The sequence below is a fragment of the Streptococcus sp. SR4 genome (genome assembly GCF_000517725.1).
Taxonomy (GTDB): Bacteria; Bacillota; Bacilli; order Lactobacillales; family Streptococcaceae; genus Streptococcus; species Streptococcus salivarius_F.
On the sequence record NZ_AZYW01000047.1, the window covers coordinates 154,982 to 172,623 of the forward strand.

15 protein-coding genes and 1 pseudogene are annotated in these 17,642 nt (G+C 38.3%); 11 read left to right on the forward strand and 5 right to left on the reverse strand.

Annotation, left to right across the window (positions count from 1 at the left end; translation table 11 throughout):
- Positions 1-406 precede the first annotated feature (406 nt).
- The 4 genes and pseudogenes from HMPREF1519_RS06260 (at position 407) to htpX (ending at position 5,526) form a co-directional block, all read left to right on the forward strand.
- On the forward strand, positions 407-3,787 hold the full coding sequence (locus tag HMPREF1519_RS06260; RefSeq protein WP_037611518.1) for a YSIRK-type signal peptide-containing protein: 3,381 nt from the start codon (positions 407-409) through the stop codon (positions 3,785-3,787).
- 36 nt (positions 3,788-3,823) lie between these two features.
- Positions 3,824-3,916 (forward strand): annotated as a pseudogene (locus HMPREF1519_RS10770) (streptodornase); the annotation flags it as partial.
- 148 nt (positions 3,917-4,064) lie between these two features.
- On the forward strand, positions 4,065-4,625 hold the full coding sequence (locus tag HMPREF1519_RS06265) for a LemA family protein (RefSeq protein ID WP_002884070.1): 561 nt from the start codon (positions 4,065-4,067) through the stop codon (positions 4,623-4,625).
- Position 4,626: 1 nt separating this feature from the next.
- Positions 4,627-5,526, forward strand: a complete 900-nt coding sequence (gene htpX / locus HMPREF1519_RS06270; RefSeq protein WP_002884129.1) for a zinc metalloprotease HtpX — start codon at positions 4,627-4,629, stop codon at positions 5,524-5,526.
- 50 nt (positions 5,527-5,576) lie between these two features.
- On the opposite strand, the gene HMPREF1519_RS06275 is transcribed toward htpX, so the two are convergent.
- The 4 genes from HMPREF1519_RS06275 to HMPREF1519_RS06290 form a co-directional block, all read right to left on the reverse strand.
- Complete coding sequence (locus HMPREF1519_RS06275; protein WP_022496818.1) at positions 5,577-6,224, reverse strand: metal-dependent transcriptional regulator; 648 nt, start codon at positions 6,222-6,224, stop codon at positions 5,577-5,579.
- A gap of 79 nt (positions 6,225-6,303) precedes the next feature.
- Positions 6,304-7,230, reverse strand: a complete 927-nt coding sequence (locus HMPREF1519_RS06280; RefSeq protein WP_022496819.1) for a metal ABC transporter substrate-binding protein — start codon at positions 7,228-7,230, stop codon at positions 6,304-6,306.
- 19 nt (positions 7,231-7,249) lie between these two features.
- On the reverse strand, positions 7,250-8,089 hold the full coding sequence (locus tag HMPREF1519_RS06285; RefSeq protein WP_002884063.1) for a metal ABC transporter permease: 840 nt from the start codon (positions 8,087-8,089) through the stop codon (positions 7,250-7,252).
- Positions 8,079-8,807 (reverse strand): metal ABC transporter ATP-binding protein, encoded by a 729-nt coding sequence (locus tag HMPREF1519_RS06290; RefSeq protein ID WP_002884031.1) that lies wholly within the window; start codon positions 8,805-8,807, stop codon positions 8,079-8,081. Before HMPREF1519_RS06290 ends, HMPREF1519_RS06285 begins: the two co-directional genes overlap by 11 nt.
- Positions 8,808-9,095: 288 nt before the next feature.
- Here HMPREF1519_RS06290 and HMPREF1519_RS06295 point away from each other — a divergent pair, with 288 nt between their 5' ends.
- From HMPREF1519_RS06295 to HMPREF1519_RS06320, 6 genes are all read left to right on the forward strand, one after another.
- Positions 9,096-9,569 (forward strand): membrane protein, encoded by a 474-nt coding sequence (locus tag HMPREF1519_RS06295; RefSeq protein ID WP_037611532.1) that lies wholly within the window; start codon positions 9,096-9,098, stop codon positions 9,567-9,569.
- Positions 9,566-9,961, forward strand: coding sequence for a DUF4430 domain-containing protein (locus tag HMPREF1519_RS06300; protein WP_022496821.1), 396 nt, complete (start codon positions 9,566-9,568; stop codon positions 9,959-9,961). The genes HMPREF1519_RS06295 and HMPREF1519_RS06300 overlap by 4 nt, the downstream gene beginning before the upstream one ends.
- 175 nt (positions 9,962-10,136) lie before the next feature.
- Positions 10,137-12,959 (forward strand): phosphoenolpyruvate carboxylase, encoded by a 2,823-nt coding sequence (gene ppc / locus HMPREF1519_RS06305; protein ID WP_022496822.1) that lies wholly within the window; start codon positions 10,137-10,139, stop codon positions 12,957-12,959.
- Between the two features lie 67 nt (positions 12,960-13,026).
- Positions 13,027-14,061, forward strand: a complete 1,035-nt coding sequence (gene holA, locus HMPREF1519_RS06310) for a DNA polymerase III subunit delta (protein WP_002884017.1) — start codon at positions 13,027-13,029, stop codon at positions 14,059-14,061.
- A 95-nt stretch (positions 14,062-14,156) separates the two neighbouring features.
- Positions 14,157-14,762, forward strand: coding sequence for a superoxide dismutase SodA (gene sodA, locus HMPREF1519_RS06315; protein ID WP_002884006.1), 606 nt, complete (start codon positions 14,157-14,159; stop codon positions 14,760-14,762).
- A 97-nt stretch (positions 14,763-14,859) separates the two neighbouring features.
- Positions 14,860-16,257: a serine hydrolase gene (locus HMPREF1519_RS06320; protein ID WP_022496823.1), complete on the forward strand. Its 1,398-nt coding sequence runs from the start codon at positions 14,860-14,862 to the stop codon at positions 16,255-16,257.
- A gap of 31 nt (positions 16,258-16,288) precedes the next feature.
- Here HMPREF1519_RS06320 and HMPREF1519_RS10365 read toward each other — a convergent pair whose 3' ends face one another.
- On the reverse strand, positions 16,289-16,945 hold the full coding sequence (locus tag HMPREF1519_RS10365; protein WP_022496824.1) for a prepilin peptidase: 657 nt from the start codon (positions 16,943-16,945) through the stop codon (positions 16,289-16,291).
- Positions 16,946-17,054: 109 nt separating this feature from the next.
- Between HMPREF1519_RS10365 and HMPREF1519_RS06325 the strand changes: the two genes are divergently transcribed.
- Positions 17,055-17,576: a Dps family protein gene (locus tag HMPREF1519_RS06325; protein WP_014634248.1), complete on the forward strand. Its 522-nt coding sequence runs from the start codon at positions 17,055-17,057 to the stop codon at positions 17,574-17,576.
- The last annotated feature ends 66 nt before the right edge of the window (positions 17,577-17,642 follow it).

Consider the following 17,642-nt stretch of genomic DNA (forward strand, 5'->3'; position numbering starts at 1 on the left):
AAAAAAGACTGTCAAACGTTTGACAGAAATCTGAGAAATAATATTTAAAACTTTTTGATCGTTTTGGCCGATAACTCTTGCTAAATAAGCCTTTATGGAAATTTAGAGTTTTTTCTTTCTTACACGTGAAAGAAATTACCTTTTTGTGCGACATTTTTAGACTATAATTTAGACGTGATAGACTGAACTTTCTAATATGACAATTTTGTTAAGGCCTTGTTAAAATGGATAGCCTAGCCTTTTTTTTTACTTTTTCATCCCTTATAATTTACTTTGGTTTATTTTTAATAAGAAAAACAACAGCATTATTAACAATCTTTAATATGAGGGAATCTTTATTTTCTTTCAAAGGACGGCTTGGTCCTAAGATAGAGAGATTGTGAAAAAAAGTATCAGGAGAATAGACTTGTTTAAAGAAAGAAAAACGAAACCAAAGTACAGCATCCGTAAATATTCTATTGGCGCAGCATCAGCCTTGATTGGCTTTATGGCTCTTGCCAATGGGCAAGCAGCTCAGGCTGATGAGGCACAATCGATTAGTGATTTGACTGATGCCTCAAATCAGGCACAGACACCTCAAACAGCCTCAACGGCACAATTGGCGACTTCCGAACCAGCATCAGTTGAGACTGTGCAAGCGTCACAGCCTGCCAATATTGCTACAGTTCAGCCTCAGGTAACAACTGTTCAAGCAGCTGAACAGACTCCGACCATTGATCAATTGGTTGAGGCAAGCAACCCTCAAACTCAAGAAACTTCAGCAAATGTCTTAACCAATGCGACTGAGAACCAAGGTCAAGGCAAGGAGTACAGCACTGATGGTTACGGTGCAAAGATGCCTTATACGACTCATGAGGCAGAGAATGCAAGTGTTGAAAATGGTGCTACAATCCAACAGTCAACGGACATGGAATCTACGGCTGTGGAAGCGACTAGCCAAACTTATGTTGAGCTTCCTAAAAAGGGTGCGGCAGTTACTTTTAATGTCACTGAGCCAGCCAATGCTTTGAATGTGCGTTATACAATACCTGATGGTGCATCAGGTCAGTTGGATGTGCAGGTTAATGGTTCAAGCGTTGGTAATCTTGATTTGTCATCTCACTCAGCATGGCAGTACCTTAAAGGGGACCATGAGTATGATCAAGCCATTGATGGTTCAAGTGCACGTTTTCGTTTTGATGAGACACGTCTTCTCCTCAAGGATATCCAATTGAAATCTGGAGATAAGATTTCTCTAGTTAAGAAGAAAGATGACAATGTCCCTTACGGTATTGACTTTATTGAGCTAGAACAGGCTCCAGCGCCTGTTGCCCAAGGTGAAAATAGTATCAGTATCGTGGATAAGGGTGCCTCTGCCAATGATGATAGTGATGACACTGCTGCCCTACTTGCGGCTGTGGAAGAAGCTAAAGCCAGCGGAAAATCTGTCTATATTCCAGAAGGACGTTTCAATTTTGATAAACAGGTTAATATCGAAGCTGATAATCTAAAAATCTCAGGTGCCGGTGTTTGGCATACACAACTACACTTTACAAGTGACAAACGCTATGGTGGTGGTATTGTCTTCGGTCATAATAGTAATGGCATTGAGTTGAGCAATCTTTATATGGATTCTAACTTGACGTCTCGCTATAACGAAGATGCACAGTACAAGGCTATCTCGGGAACACTTGGTAAGGATTCGAAAATTCACGACATCTGGGTTCAGCATTTCGAAGTCGGTATGTGGATTGGAGACTACGACCAGACGGGAAATATGAAGTATACGGACGGTCTTGTTGTTGAAAATGCTCGTATCCGTAATAACTTAGCTGATGGTATTAACTTTGCCCAAGGAACCAAGAATTCAACAGTTAAAAACTCGAATATCCGTGGAAATGGTGATGATGGTTTAGCTATCTGGTCAAGTATTTCAGATGGGACAAATGCCGCAGCTGAGGAAAATAATAAATTCCTCAACAACACCATTGAATCAGGCTGGCGTGCGGCTGGTATCGGTATTTTTGGTGGTAAGGGGCATGAAATCTCAGGAAACCTCATCAAGGACGTCTTTGCTGGAGCAGGTATCCGTGTAAACACTGTCTTTGCAGGTCACAATTTTGACCTCAATGATTCTGGAATTAAGATTCATGACAATACCATTCTACGTTCAGGGACAACTAATGACCTCTATAAGCTCCATCGTGGTGCCATTGATTTCCAACAAGTTCGTGGAACAATCAAGAATGTCGATGTCTATGATAATAAACTATTGAATACCTTGGCTGAGCCGGTGATTACCAAAAACTTTGAGATGGGTGACAATGGTAATGGAGAAATCCGTTTATCTAATAATACGATTGACAATAAGGCGACGATTGTTGGGGCTGTCTCAGCAGTTTCTCCAACAAAACCTGAACCAAAGCCTGTCAATAATCCAGTCTCCGAGACTTCAGTTTCTGAAGCACTGAAGAGTGAAGCAAGTTCAAGCACTCCAGTTTCTGAAGCCTCAACTAGTGAAGTGATCTCAGAGTCTTCAGTTTCAGAAACACCAAAGAGTGAGGCAGGTTCAAGTACTCCAGTTTCTGAAGCATCAACTAGTGAAGTAGTTTCTGAGACTTCAGCATCAGAAACACCAAATAGTGAGGCAAGTTCAAGTACTCCAGTTTCTGAAGTATCAAACAGTGAAGTAATTTCCGAGACTTCAGTTTCTGAAGCACCGAAGAGTGAGGCAGGTTCAAGCACTCCAGTTTCTGAAGCCTCAACTAGTGAAGTAATTTCTGAAACTTCAGCATCAGAAATACCGAAAAGTGAAGCAACTTCAAGCGCCCCAGTTTCCGAAGCATTGACTAGTGAGGAAAGTTCAACAGACCCAGTTTCCGAAGTATCTAACAGTGAGGTAATTTCCGAGACTTCAGTTTCAGAAACACCAAAGAGTGAGGTAGGTTCAAGCACTCCAGTTTCTGAAGCATCAACTAGTGAAGTAATTTCTGAAACTTCAGCATCAGAAACACCAAAGAGTGAGGTAGGTTCAAGCACTCCAGTTTCTGAAGTATCTAACAGTGAAGTGATCTCCGAGACATCAGTTTCAGAAACACCAAATAGTGAGGCAAGCTCAACCGCTCCAGCCTCTGAGTCACCAAAGAATGAGGAAACTTCAGTAGCTTCATCTACTAGTCAGGTTGACGTAGCAATTACTTCTGATAGCCCAGAGAAATCTCCAACTTCAGAAAGCACACAAAAAGATCCGATAAGTGAGGTTTCTTCAGAAGTTATTGAAAAAGGTTCAACAAGTCAGGTTGATGTCAAAGTTTCTGAATCTCCAACAATAGCACGTAGATCTGAAGTTGTCAGCATCTCACCAAATAGTCAGGTCGCTTATAACAATGACCTAAAAATCTCTGTAACAAGCAGTCAGCTCGCCTCAGAAGCTATTCGCTATAATTCTCTTCTGAATGAGAAGTCTGTGGATATGATTGCAAGTAAAGTTATGGCGGTTATGGCCTCTGAAACATTAGCCTCAGAAGCGGCATCACTTACAAGCTCTGAAGGTGTTGCCAAAGAGATTAGCAGTGATTTGTCAGAATTGGCGGAAAGCAAGAAGGATGACACACCTAAGAATGTCGCTCGTATTGATAAAGCAACTGAGGCAAAACAGGTGGCCAAGAGTTCTGAAAGCCAAGCTAGCACTTCAAAAGAAAAAGGTAAGTCTAATACGACAACGGTCTTCCTTCTTGTCGGAGTTGCTGCAGCACTAAGTATATCTACAGTTTACCTTACAAAACAAGGTAAAAAAGCAGGTAAATAGTAGGTAAGAAGCATCCATTAAAATGGGTGTTTTTTATCTATGCCAAAAAATACCAAGAAAACAAATGTCGTTACAATGACAGAAGCAGATGCCCTAGCCCAAGGTAAACGACACACGTCTAAAGAGTAATACAAAAGCTGGACATCTTGTCCAGTTTTTTTGTAAAACGACTCAGATTTTACCACTTTTATCTGAAAATTTGATATACTGAGACTATCAAAGATACTTGAAAGAGAGGTTAATTGACTCTTTTTCAGTACAAGAAAGGAATAAAAATATGATTTGGATTATTATTGCCATTATCGTTGTTCTTGTAATTTTTGTTATTGCAAGTTATAACGGCTTGGTTAAAAGCCGTATGCAGACTAAGGAGGCATGGAGTCAAATTGATGTTCAATTGAAACGTCGTAATGACCTTCTTCCTAACTTGATTGAGACTGTTAAGGGATATGCAAAATACGAAGGTTCAACGCTTGAAAAAGTAGCAGAGCTTCGTAATCAAGTAGCAGCTGCGACTTCACCAGCAGAAGCTATGCGTGCTAGTGATGAATTGACACGCCAGGTTTCTGGAATCTTTGCGGTAGCTGAAAGTTACCCTGACCTTAAGGCTAGTGCAAACTTCAGCCAGCTTCAAGAAGAGTTGACGAACACTGAAAACAAAATTGCCTATTCACGCCAACTTTATAACAGTGTAACTAGTAACTACAATGTGAAATTGGAAACATTCCCAAGCAATGTTATTGCTAAGATGTTTAGCTTTAAGGCTGCTGAATTCCTTGAAACACCAGAAGAAGAAAAAGCTGTTCCTAAGGTTGATTTCAGTGGACTAGGTAACTAATATGTTATTTGATCAGATTGCTCGAAATAAGAGAAAGACTTGGCTTTTGCTCCTGGTCTTTTTCCTCTTGTTGGGCCTTGTTGGTTACGGTGTCGGCTATCTTTGGTTAGGTTCAGGCTTTGGTGGTTTGATTCTTGCTCTAGTTATCGGTTTTATCTATGCCGTTACCATGATTTTCCAATCAACCAATGTCGTTATGGCTATGAATGGTGCACGAGAGGTTGATGAACAAACCGCTCCAAACCTTTATCATGTGGTTGAGGATATGGCTATGGTAGCACAAATACCGATGCCACGTGTCTTTATTGTCGATGATCCTTCAATGAATGCTTTTGCGACGGGGTCTAGCCCTAAAAATGCTGCTGTGGCTGCTACGACAGGTCTTCTTGCGGTTATGAATCGTGAGGAACTTGAAGGAGTCATAGGGCACGAAGTCAGCCATATTCGTAACTATGACATCCGTATCTCGACTATTGCAGTTGCCTTGGCATCTGCGATTACCATGCTAGCTGGTATGGCTCGCAATATGATGTTCTGGGGTGGAGGCCGTCGCCGTAATGATGATGACCGTAATGGAAGTAGTGGCTTGGAGATTATTCTTCTCATTATTTCCTTGATTGCCATTATCCTTGCGCCTTTGGCAGCTACCTTGGTTCAGTTGGCTATTTCACGTCAGCGTGAATTTCTAGCTGATGCTTCTAGCGTCGAATTGACACGTAACCCACAAGGTATGATTAATGCTCTCCTGAAACTTGATCATAGTGAACCGATGCAACATCACGTAGATGATGCTAGCGCAGCTCTCTATATCAATGATCCTAAAAAGGAATCTGGTTTGCAGAAGCTCTTTTATACGCACCCACCGATTTCAGAACGGGTGGAACGCTTGAAACAAATGTAAAAAAAGTGAGACTGATGACACTTCTAAGGGTGTTTATCAGCCTCGCTTTTTTAGTTTGATTCAATATAAAGGTTGCTAGCAACAGTTTCTGGAATTTGAATTTCTTTTCCATCAATATTCAGGCGGTAGAGTTGTGTAAAAGGGTCAAAGCCTTTCAAGGTAAAAGTTACTCCAATTTTAAGACCGACAGTTTCCAAATAATGGAGTAAATCAATTTGATCCTGAACTCGACGAAGTACATAGTTTCCAGGAGTTAGGTCTTGTGTAAAAGTCTGGTTGTAGATTTCCTCTATGAGCTGGCCTGATTTGGGGATTTGCCCACCGTGTGGACAGGTTTGGGGGTAATTGAGTAGGCGGTCAAGGGCATTGATAAAGTGATCAGAGACAGTATGCTCTAAAATTTCAGCCTCTTGATGAATTAGGTCGCAAGTATATTGCAAGTGGTCCACCAAAAAGACTTCGATGAGACGATGTTTCCGATAGAGTTCAGCGACATTGATTTTACCAGTTTTCGTTAGAAGATAGCCCTTGACTTTGTCTTTAATGATGAGGTCTTCTGAAATCAATTTCTTAATCATTTCCGTCACAGCAGGTGGAGACACCTGCATACGGTTTGCGATTTCCTTATTGCTTATTTTACCTTCTTCAGTACCAATCTCATAGATACATTTGAGGTAGTCTTCTTTATTAGGTGTCATTTCTCTTCCTTTGAAAATAGTCTCACCTTAGTATAACAGATTTATCATAAGAATACAGAATATTTCTTAGATGAGATTTTTACTGATTCAAGCCTTGGGTGATTTTATCCAGATTATATTTCATCATGTTGTAGTAGCTATCACCGTCTTGCCCTTTTTCAGCAATAGAATCTGTAAAGATCTTTGCATAAATAGGAATATTGGTATCCTTAGATACTGTTTTCATAGGGCGTTCATCGACACTAGATTCGACAAAGAGAGCTGGTACCTTTGTTTGGCGTAGTTTTTCCACGAGTATTTTGATTTGGTCTGGTGTGCCTTCTTCTTCTGTATTGATTTCCCAGATGTAGGCAGATGGTATGCCATAGGCTTTAGAGAAGTATTTGAAGCATCCTTCACTAGTGACAATCAGTTTTTTCTCATCGGGAATCTTGTTAAATGTCTCTTTAGCTTCTTGGTCCAGTTTACTAAGTTTGTCAGTATAGGATTTTAGATTCTTTTCGTAGTAGGTCTTGTTTTTAGGGTCCTTAGCAATCAGTTGCTTGGCAATATTTTGAGCATAAATAATCCCATTTTCCAGATTAAGCCAAGCGTGGGGATCTTCCTTACCTTTTTCTGATTGACCTTCAAGGTAAATTACCTCAACACCATCACTAACTGCAAAATAATCTTTATTTTCTGTCTTATGAGCATTCTTGACTAACTTAGTAAACCAAGCATTTCCACCAGTTTCTAAATTGATGCCGTTGTAAAAAATTAAGTCAGCTTGTGAGGTCTTCTTTACATCATCAGGAAGAGGTTCGTATTCGTGAGGATCCTTACCAACGGGGACAATAGAGTGGAGAGTGATTTTATCTCCAGCAATATTTTTGGTGATATCGGCAATAATGGAATTGGTCGTAACGACTCGTAATTTATCCATGTTACTGCCTTGTTTATTGGTACAAGCTGTTAGAGTAACTACCGCTAAAAGTAGTAGTACTATTGTTGATAGTATTTTTTTCATATTATTTTCATCCTATTTTTTATTGTTTAGAAGTTTTATTCATGCCACTTTGTTTTGGGGCGATGAAAAAGCTGATGAGAAAGAGTAGAGCAGACGTTAATACAATGCTCGAACCAGCTGCAATATTAAAACTATAGCCGATAAAAAGACCTAGAACAGATGCCAGAGCCCCCAATCCTGATGAGAGAAGAATCATTGTTTTTAGGCTATGAACATAAAGGTAGGCAGTGGCAGCCGGTGTAATTAAAAGTGCCACAATAAGAATAGTGCCAACACTCTGCATGGCAGTTACAGAAACCAAGGTTAGAATAACCATAAGTAAGTAGTGGTAGAAGGTGACCTTAACTCCCATAGACTTGGCCAAAATTGGATCAAAGGATGTTAGGAGTAGAGGGCGAAAGAAGATTGTAATAGTTGCTAGTACGAGAAGTGAAACGATAATCGTTATCCACATATCCATGTCTTGTACAGCTAGAATATTCCCGAAGAGAATATGAAAGAGATCTGTGGAACTATTAGCAACACCGATGAGAATAATACCGAGAGCTAGAAAGCTCGAAAAGGTAATCCCAATTGCCGTGTCACTCTTAATAATGGAATTGCTTTTGATATAGGTAATCATTGTAGAAGCTAAAAGTCCAAAGATGATGGCTCCTATGAAAAAGTTAATACCCAAGATAAAGGAAATGGCTACCCCAGGTAGAACCGCATGTGAAATTGCATCACCCATAAGTGACATCCCTCTTAGAATAATAAAACAACCAACAGCACCCCCGACAATTCCAATAACTAAAGCCGTTATAAGAGCATTTTGTAAGAAGTGGAAATTTAGCAAACCATCAATAAATTCAGAAATCATTTACATCTCCTTTATAAAATAAACTGTTACCGTAGGTTTTACGGAGATTATCCTCATTAAAAATAAGATTAGTAGGCCCACTAGCAATCAGTTTACGATTTAGGAGGATAACTTGGTCAAAATAATGAGGAACTTTGCTCAAATCATGGTGGACAATAAGAATAAGCTTACCTTTGTCCCTAAGTTCTCTCAAGGTGTTCATGATAATATCTTCGCTAACGGAGTCAATCCCTACAAAGGGTTCATCTAATAAAATAATATCAGCCTCTTGTACAAGACAACGAGCGATTAGAACACGTTGAAATTGACCTCCTGATAATTGGCTTATTTGTCGATGAGCCAAATCATTTAGACCGAGTAGTGTTAAAGCATCTGTGACCTTAGACCAATCACTCTTAGATAGACGTTTAAAGAACTTGGTTTTGGGATAGAGTCCTAGAGAGATGCACTCTCTGACAGTAATCGGAAAGTTAAAATCAATATCAGCCTTCTGTGCAACATAGGAAATACGATTCAATTGCTGATGAATAGGTTGTTTATTGAAAAGGATTTTTCCAGAGTGAGGAATAATACCAATTAATGCTTTAATTAGAGTTGATTTACCAGCACCATTTGGTCCAATAATTCCAGTAATACTAGGTCCCTCCAAGTTTAAGGTGATATTATCCAGAGCTAATGTCTGTTGATAAGACACATTAATATTTTCAATTTGAATCATTAGCTACCTCCTTGAGTTTAATATACTTTAAAATAATAATTAAGTCAAGTTAACTTTTATAATTAACTTAACTGAATTATGTAGTGTTATCAAGATGACAGAGGATAGTGAATGAGAGTACATTTTTTATATCAAATATTCAGCCTGATCAAACTGTTTGATATTTGGGAGAGGCTACAAGGAACATTATTTTTACAATTTGTACGATTTCACTCTGTATTTCAAGAAATCTTTAGTTTTTATTTTTTAAAACTAGTCATATTTCCTTATTTCTGGCATAATAGATATATGAAACTAACGATTCAACGAATGGCTCGAATTGCCATTCTGTCAGCTCTGGCGGTAGGATTGCGGTCAGCATTTATAGGATTGCCAAATATTCAGCCTATTACAGCTATGTTTTTTGTGGCTGTTCTTTATTTGGGTTTGGTTGATGGTCTATTGATTATGGCTTTAACCATGTCCATCTCAGGATTCATCTTTGGTTTTGGTCCTTGGGTCTTTAATCAGATTCTGACCTTCGGCGTCTTGATGGCTTTTTGGAGTTTGATGGCACCTAGGTTATCACTTGTCTGGCAGATTGCTTTGGTAACTCTTTTGTCCTTTTTCTATGGGGTTCTCCTTGATTACGGGTATGGCCTTCTATTTAAAAGTGGGATTACCTTTGTTATTTCTGGTCTACTTTACGACACCTATCATGCAGTATCGACGCTTCTATTTTATCCATTCATCCAGTCTATTTTTAGGAGGTTTTTGAAATGAAAAAATTATTAACCTATCTCTTTCTTGCCTTATCACTTGTTACCCTAGCAGCCTGTGGAAAAAATGAGGCAGCTAAACTTACTAGCAGCACAAACAATCATCAGTCTAAGGTTCAAGGTCAGGTGACTTTGATTTTGAAAACTGACAAGGAAAGTAAGAAAAAATCAGTAGAAATCCAAAAAGGGGATACAGTACTTGATGTCTTGGAAGAGGTCTATCCTGTTCAAGAAAACGATGGCTTTATCACTGAGATTGATGGTATTTCTCAAGATAAAGATAGGGGCATCTATTGGATGTTTGATGTTAATGGGAAACTTGGTGAAAAAGCAGCCAACCAACTTAAGGTTGAAGATGGCGATGAAATCAAATTCTATCAAAAAAAGTATAATTAAGATTCTGAACTCTGTTTCAGAGTCTTTTTTTAATAAAGTTCGGAAATGGGCTTAAAAAATTGTTTGAAAAAGTCGGAAAATTGCAAAATAACTGACGATTTAAAGGAAAATAGTTTACTTTTGTTTTAAAAGTGATATGATAAAAGGGTACTACATAAAGTAAGGAGAATACGGTTTGGCTTTTAATAAATTGGAAAGCAGTAACAACCAGGAAATCATCTCTGAAGAAGTTGGTATCTTGAAAGAATTGTTGGATGATGCAACACGAGGCATGGCTGGAGAGCAAGGTCTCACAACTATCCAACATTTGGTTGAACTTTATGATGAAGGTGACTATGTGGCCCTTACACAAGCCATTTCAGAAATGACGAATGACGATATGGTCGTTGCATCACGTTATTTCTCTTTGTTACCTCTCTTGATTAATATCTCTGAAGACGTGGATTTGGCTTATGAAGTCAACCACAAGAACAATATTGATGAATCTTATCTAGGTAAGTTGTCTGAAACCTTTGATGTTGTCGCTGAAAGTGATAATGCACGTGACATTCTTGAACATGTCAATGTCGTGCCAGTTTTGACAGCCCACCCAACTCAGGTTCAACGTAAAACTATGCTTGAATTGACTAACCACATTCACGAACTTCTTCGTAAGCATCGTGATGTTAAGGCTGGTCTTATTAACAAGGATAAATGGTATGCAGATTTGCGTCGTTATGTAGAAATTATGATGCAAACAGATATCATTCGTGAGAAAAAACTTAAGGTTAAAAACGAAATCACTAACGTTATGGAGTATTATAACTCCTCATTGATTAAGGCGATTACGAACTTATCACATGAATTCAAACGTTTAGCAGTTGAAAAAGGTATTGAACTCGACAATCCAACCCCTATTACTATGGGTATGTGGATTGGTGGTGACCGTGACGGGAACCCATTTGTAACAGCAGAAACTCTTAAACTTTCTGCAACATTGCAAAGTGAAGTTATCCTCAACTACTATATCGAAAAAGTTGATAATCTTTATCGTTCATTCTCACTTTCATCACGCTTGACTGAGGTTTCAGATACAGTAGCAGAGATGGCGAAACATTCTCCAGATACATCTGTTTATCGTGAAAATGAACCCTACCGTCGTGCTTTCAGTTACATCCAGTCTAAGTTGATTCAGACACTTCTTTTCTTTAAAAAAGGAAACTTCAATAAGGAAAGAGTTGCTAAACGCCTTTCTGAAAATGTTCGTCTGGGTTCAGCTTCAACAGGTGAAGTAGTAGCTGATTACGTGCAACAACGTCTCAGCCAAAGTCTTCAAGCTGTCTCACAACAAACAACAGAATTCTACGAAACAGCAGATGCCTTCCATGATGATCTTTTGGCAATCAAAAATTCACTTCTTGAAAACGACGATGCTGTCTTGATTTCAGGTGATTTCGAAGAGCTTCTTCAAGCTGTAGAAGTCTTTGGTTTCTATCTTGCTACAATCGATATGCGTCAAGATTCAAGTGTTCATGAAGCATGTGTAGCAGAGTTGCTTAAATCTGCAAATATTGTTGATAACTATAGTGAATTAACAGAGGTTGAAAAAGTTGCGGTTCTTCTTAAAGAATTGCAAGAAGATCCTCGTACCTTGTCATCAACTAATGTGCCTAAGTCTGAAACACTTGAAAAAGAATTGGCAATCTTCCGAACTGCTCGTCTCTTGAAAGACTATATCGGTGAAGATGTCATCAAACAACATATCATTTCTCACACTGAGAGCGTTTCTGATATGTTTGAGTTGGCTATCCTTCTTAAAGAAGTTGGCTTGGTTGATACAGAACGTGCGCGTGTCCAAATTGTTCCACTTTTTGAAACTATCGAAGACTTGGAAAACTCTAATGATATCATGAAACAATATCTTGGTTATGATATCGTTAAACGTTGGATTAAGAATAGCAACAACTACCAAGAAATCATGTTGGGTTACTCAGATTCTAACAAAGATGGTGGTTACTTGTCTTCAGGTTGGACGCTTTACAAAGCTCAAAACGAATTGACTAAGATTGGTGAAGAGCGTGGCATTAAGATTACCTTCTTCCATGGCCGTGGTGGTACTGTCGGTCGTGGTGGTGGCCCATCATACGATGCTATTACGTCTCAACCATTTGGTACCATTAAAGACCGTATTCGTTTGACTGAACAAGGTGAAGTTATCGGTAATAAATATGGTAATAAGGATGCTGCCTACTACAATCTTGAAATGCTTGTTTCAGCTGCCCTTGACCGTATGGTAACACGTCAAATTGCGGACCCAGATGAATTGGTTGATTTCCGTGAAATTATGGACGGTATTGTTAATGATTCTAATGTTATCTATCGTGATCTTGTCTTTGGAAACGAACATTTCTATGATTACTTCTTTGAAGCAAGCCCTATTAAAGAAGTGTCAAGCTTGAATATCGGTTCTCGTCCAGCAGCTCGTAAGACTATTACTGAGATTTCTGGTCTTCGTGCGATTCCTTGGGTATTCTCATGGTCACAAAACCGTATCATGTTCCCAGGTTGGTATGGTGTGGGTTCTGCCTTTAATCGCTTTATCCAAGCTGAAGAAGGCAACCTTGAGAAACTTCAACATATGTTTGAAACATGGCCATTCTTCCGTTCACTTTTGTCAAACGTGGACATGGTGCTTTCAAAATCAGACATGAATATCGCCTTCCACTATGCACAATTGGCAGAGAGTGAAGAAGTACGTAGTGTCTTCAATATTATTTTGGATGAGTGGCAGTTGACTAAGGATGTTATTCTTGCTATTGAAAAACATGATGGCTTCCTTGATGAAAGTCCATCGCTTAAAGCAAGTTTGGACTTCCGTTTGCCATACTTCAATGTCTTGAACTACATCCAAATTGAATTGATTAAACGTCTTCGTAACAATGATTTGACCGATGACGAAATTAGCCTTATTCACATTACCATCAATGGTATTGCAACAGGTCTTCGTAACTCTGGTTAATAAAGTAAAGTTCATCACTTTGGTGGTGGGCTTTTTGTTATGGTGAAAAATCTGTTATAATAAAACCATGATTGCTATGGAAACGATTGAAAAGCTGTCCAAAGAAAAGCTCCCCATGATAACGGTCTTGGCGGGCGAGGATTTAGGGCAGTATAGTCAAGCAAAAGAAAAATTTTTAAAACAAATTGGTTTTGATCCCAGTGACTTAACCTATTCTTATTTTGATATGTCTGAGACTGATTATCAAGATGCTGAGCTCGATTTAGAAAGCATGCCTTTTTTTGCAGATGAGAAGGTGGTCATTTTTGACCATTTCACGGATATGACTACTGCTAAAAAATCGTATCTGGATGAGAAAGAGTTGAAGCGCCTTGAAAATTATTTTGAGTCTCCTGTTGAAACAACACGTCTTGTCTTAATGTCTGCAGGAAAGCTAGATGGAAAGCGTCGTTTAGTCAAACTACTCAAGCGTGATGCCATGGTGCTTGAAGCCAGTCCCTTAAAAGATGCAGAACTTAGAACCTATTTTCAAAAGCAGGCGCATCAAGAGGGGCTTACATTTGATACAGGAGTCTTTGAGGAACTTTTGATTAAGTCAAATTTTGACTTTTCAGATGTTCAAAAAAACTTAGCTTTTCTAAAGGGGTATAAAACGGAAGGAAATATCTCATCGCAAGATATTGCTGAGGCTATTCCGAAAAGTTTGCAAGATAACATTTTTGATATGACGCAACTTCTTTTGCGAGGACAGATTCAGAGTGTTCGTGAATTAGTGCATGATTTACGGCTTCAGGGTGAAGATGAGATTAAGTTGATTGCTGTGATGTTGGGACAATTTCGTACCTATTTACAGGTTAAACTCTTATCTGCTCAAGGCAAAAGTGAGCAGCAGATTGTTTCAAGTCTGTCAGATTATTTAGGGCGTAAAGTCAATCAATTTCAGGTTCGTTTTGCTCTGAGAGATAGTCGTCCCTTATCAGTAGCATTCTTAAAAAAGACGATTAAGATTTTAGTAGAGACAGATTACCAGATAAAGACAGGAACTTTAGATAAAGATTACTTGTTTGATTTAGCATTTTTAAAAATCGTATCAAACCGCTAGAGATTTGGAGTTTTCTTTGATTTTGTAAGCAAAATTTTTGAAAGCTCTACCACTTTACGGTAAAATGAAGAAAAAATGAAAAGAGGACCTTTACTATGGCAATTATCCTTCCAGACCTTCCTTACGCTTACGATGCTTTGGAACCATACATTGATGCTGAAACAATGACTCTTCACCACGATAAACACCACGCAACTTATGTAGCAAATGCTAATGCTGCTCTTGAAAAACACCCAGAAATTGGTGAAGATCTCGAAGCACTTTTGGCTGACGTGGAACAAATTCCAGCAGATATTCGTCAAGCACTTATTAACAATGGTGGTGGACACCTTAACCACGCACTTTTCTGGGAACTCTTGTCTCCTGAAAAACAAGAACCAACTGCAGAAGTAGCAGCTGCTATTAACGAAGCTTTCGGCTCATTTGAAGCCTTCCAAGAAGCTTTCACAGCAGCAGCAACAACTCGTTTTGGTTCAGGTTGGGCATGGCTTGTTGTTAACGCTGAAGGTAAGCTTGAAGTCGTTTCAACAGCTAACCAAGACACCCCTATCTCAGATGGTAAGAAACCAATCTTGGCACTTGATGTTTGGGAACATGCATATTACCTAAACTACCGTAACGTACGTCCAAACTACATCAAAGCTTTCTTTGAAATCATCAACTGGAATAAAGTTGCTGAGCTTTATTCAGCAGCTAAATAAGTTTAAAATTATCCTCACTATTGGGGATAATTTTTTTGTAATATGATTGTAAAATCTCCTTGCTTTTTAGTGAATTATAGCTTAAACTATTATTGTTATGAAAAAAAAGAAAAAACATTCAAGCAAAAAGTATAGTGGAAGCCGCCGAAAAACTAAAGATAAAAAGAAAGATTCGGTAAAACAAGACCTTCAAAAAGACGTCCAAAAAGACACTAAAGATACTAAAAAAGATGTCAAAAAAGGCGCCAAGAAAGACAAGAAAAAATCATCGAAAAAAGATGCTAAAAAGACTTCTAAAAAATCAGTAGACAAGAAGTCAGCTGAGGAAACAGTAGTAGCAGTTGAACACAAGGAAAACGAAGCAAAAACTGAAACCTTGGCACTTAGAAGTAAGCGCTCTAAGAAATCTAAAGCTAAATCAAAATCATCTCGTGATGATAAAAAAGCATATCTTATCTTAGCCTTCCTAGGTGTTTTGGTAATTCTTTTGTTTGTTGCCATGCTTGCTTTAGCAGGACGTGGTAAACAAGCTGGTCACACTGGTGGCCTTGGAAATATCTTCGGATCTAGTTCTAAAGTCACTAAAAAAGAAGACAAAGAAAAAGAGGAAAAGGTAACTCCAACAAATAAATCAGCCGAAGCTAAACAAGCAGTCATGGAAGCAGATGCAGATACTATGTATGGTAATGGCTTGTATTATGATTATGCTAACATGACATTGAACCAAGTAGTTGAAGCATTTATGGCTGACCAAGGTATTGAGTCTAGCCAAATTGCCTTTTCATATAAAAATACCAAGACAAATGAGCAATTCTCTATGAATGATACTCAGCCAATGACTGCAGGATCAACTTATAAATTGCCATTAAACATGCTTGTCATGGATGAGGTTAATAAGGGTAAACTTTCTTTAACTGAACGTTTTGATATTACTAATACTGAGTATGAATACCAAGGTGAACATGATAATTATGTTGCTGCTTTCGGTGGTTCAATGACTATTCCAGAGATGCAAGAATATTCTCTTGTATACTCTGAGAATACTCCTGCCTACGCTTTGGCGGAACGCCTTGGTGGTATGGAAAAATTCTATGGCATGCTCGATAAATACGGTAAATCAAAAGGTGAAGTGAAGACTATCCAAATGCATGGTAATAAGACAACAACAGATTATTACATTCAAGTTTTGGATTATCTCTGGAAACATCAAGATAATTACAAGGATATTCTCCACTACATTGGTGAGTCATTCCCGAATGAGTACTACAAGACATATCTTCCTAATCTGACAATTTATCAAAAACCAGGTTATGTCCGTGAAGCACTTAACGTTGATGCTATCGTTATGGAAGATACACCTTATATGGTTGCAATCTATACACGTTACCTTGGTGGATCAACTGAAAATTCAGATGAAATCAGCGGTTGGGGTCTCCAACAATTAGGAATGCTCTCTTATGTCATTAATGAGTGGCACCGTGTCAATATGAACTAATAAAGAAAAGCCGAATTTATCGGCTTTTTTTCTATATAATTGAACAAAAAGTAAGAAGTACTATCCCTAGAAAAAGAAATGGGACAAATGCGATGCATTCCTTGAGATTTCTTTGTAGAAGGAAGTAAGCTAGTCCTAATAGGCAGGCAATTTCGATAATAAGTAGTATTTTTGAAAATGGGAAAATTAGTGAGGCACTTGCTAAGTAGAGAAAATCTCCTTCCCCAATATTTAGATGTTTCATATAAGAAAGGATGGCGAGGATTATCCCCAAGGCAAATGAGAGGTAGTAGTTGCCCATGAATAAGAGTGGGACTGTTCCAACTATCCAAATCAGAAGCGGATAGGATTTATGTTTCAAATCAAAAATTGATAGACAAAGGCTGAAGTAAAGAAAGTAGGTTACTTCAAGACTCAAAAAGTCATAGAAATATAGCAGGCATATTCCCCCACAAAATAGTTCCATAAAGAGGTAACGAAAAGGGATAGGAGTCTGACATGAACGGCATCGAAATCTTAAGAAAAGTTGTGAGAGGATAGGGATCATCTCGAAAAAACGCAGCTGATGCTTGCAATGGCTACAGTGACTTCTAGGGAAAATAATCGACCTCTCAGGAAAACGATCACAAATTAGTCCGATGAATGAACCAAAAGAGGCTCCTAGAAAAAAATAAATAATACTTAACATACCTAATTATTCGAAAAAGAGTGAGAAAAAGCATTTTACTTGCATCTTATTTAGAAATATTCTAAAATAAAAGTATAAATAATAGTAATTCTAAATAAGGAGTATTAATATGGTAGATTCAATTAAAGAAACAATCAATGAAACAGTTAACCAACAAGCTGAAACACCTTCATATACAAAAACTAAAGCAGTTTTGAATCAAGCAGTCGCTGATTTGTCTGTAGCAGCTTCAATTGTTCACCAAGTTCATTGGTATATGCGTGGTCCTGGTTTCCTCTATCTTCATCCAAAAATGGATGAATTGATGGATAGTTTGAATGCTCACCTTGATGTTGTTAGTGAACGTTTGATTACTATTGGTGGGGAACCATACTCAACTTTGGTAGAATTTTCATCTAATTCAGGCTTGACTGAAACTACTGGGACATTTGATAAACCAATGTCTGATCAAATCCAATTATTGGTTGATACATACAAATATTTGTCAGTATTGTTCCAAGTTGGTTTGGATATCACAGATGAAGAAGGAGATGCTCCTTCAAATGATATCTTCACTGCAGCTAAATCTGAAATTGATAAGACAATCTGGATGTTGACTGCAGAACTTGGACAAGCTCCAGGCTTGAGATAGGCATTTTTGAGTTAAGATGATTGTCAAGAGTTCCTCTAAAAGTGTATAATAGACGTAAAATACTTT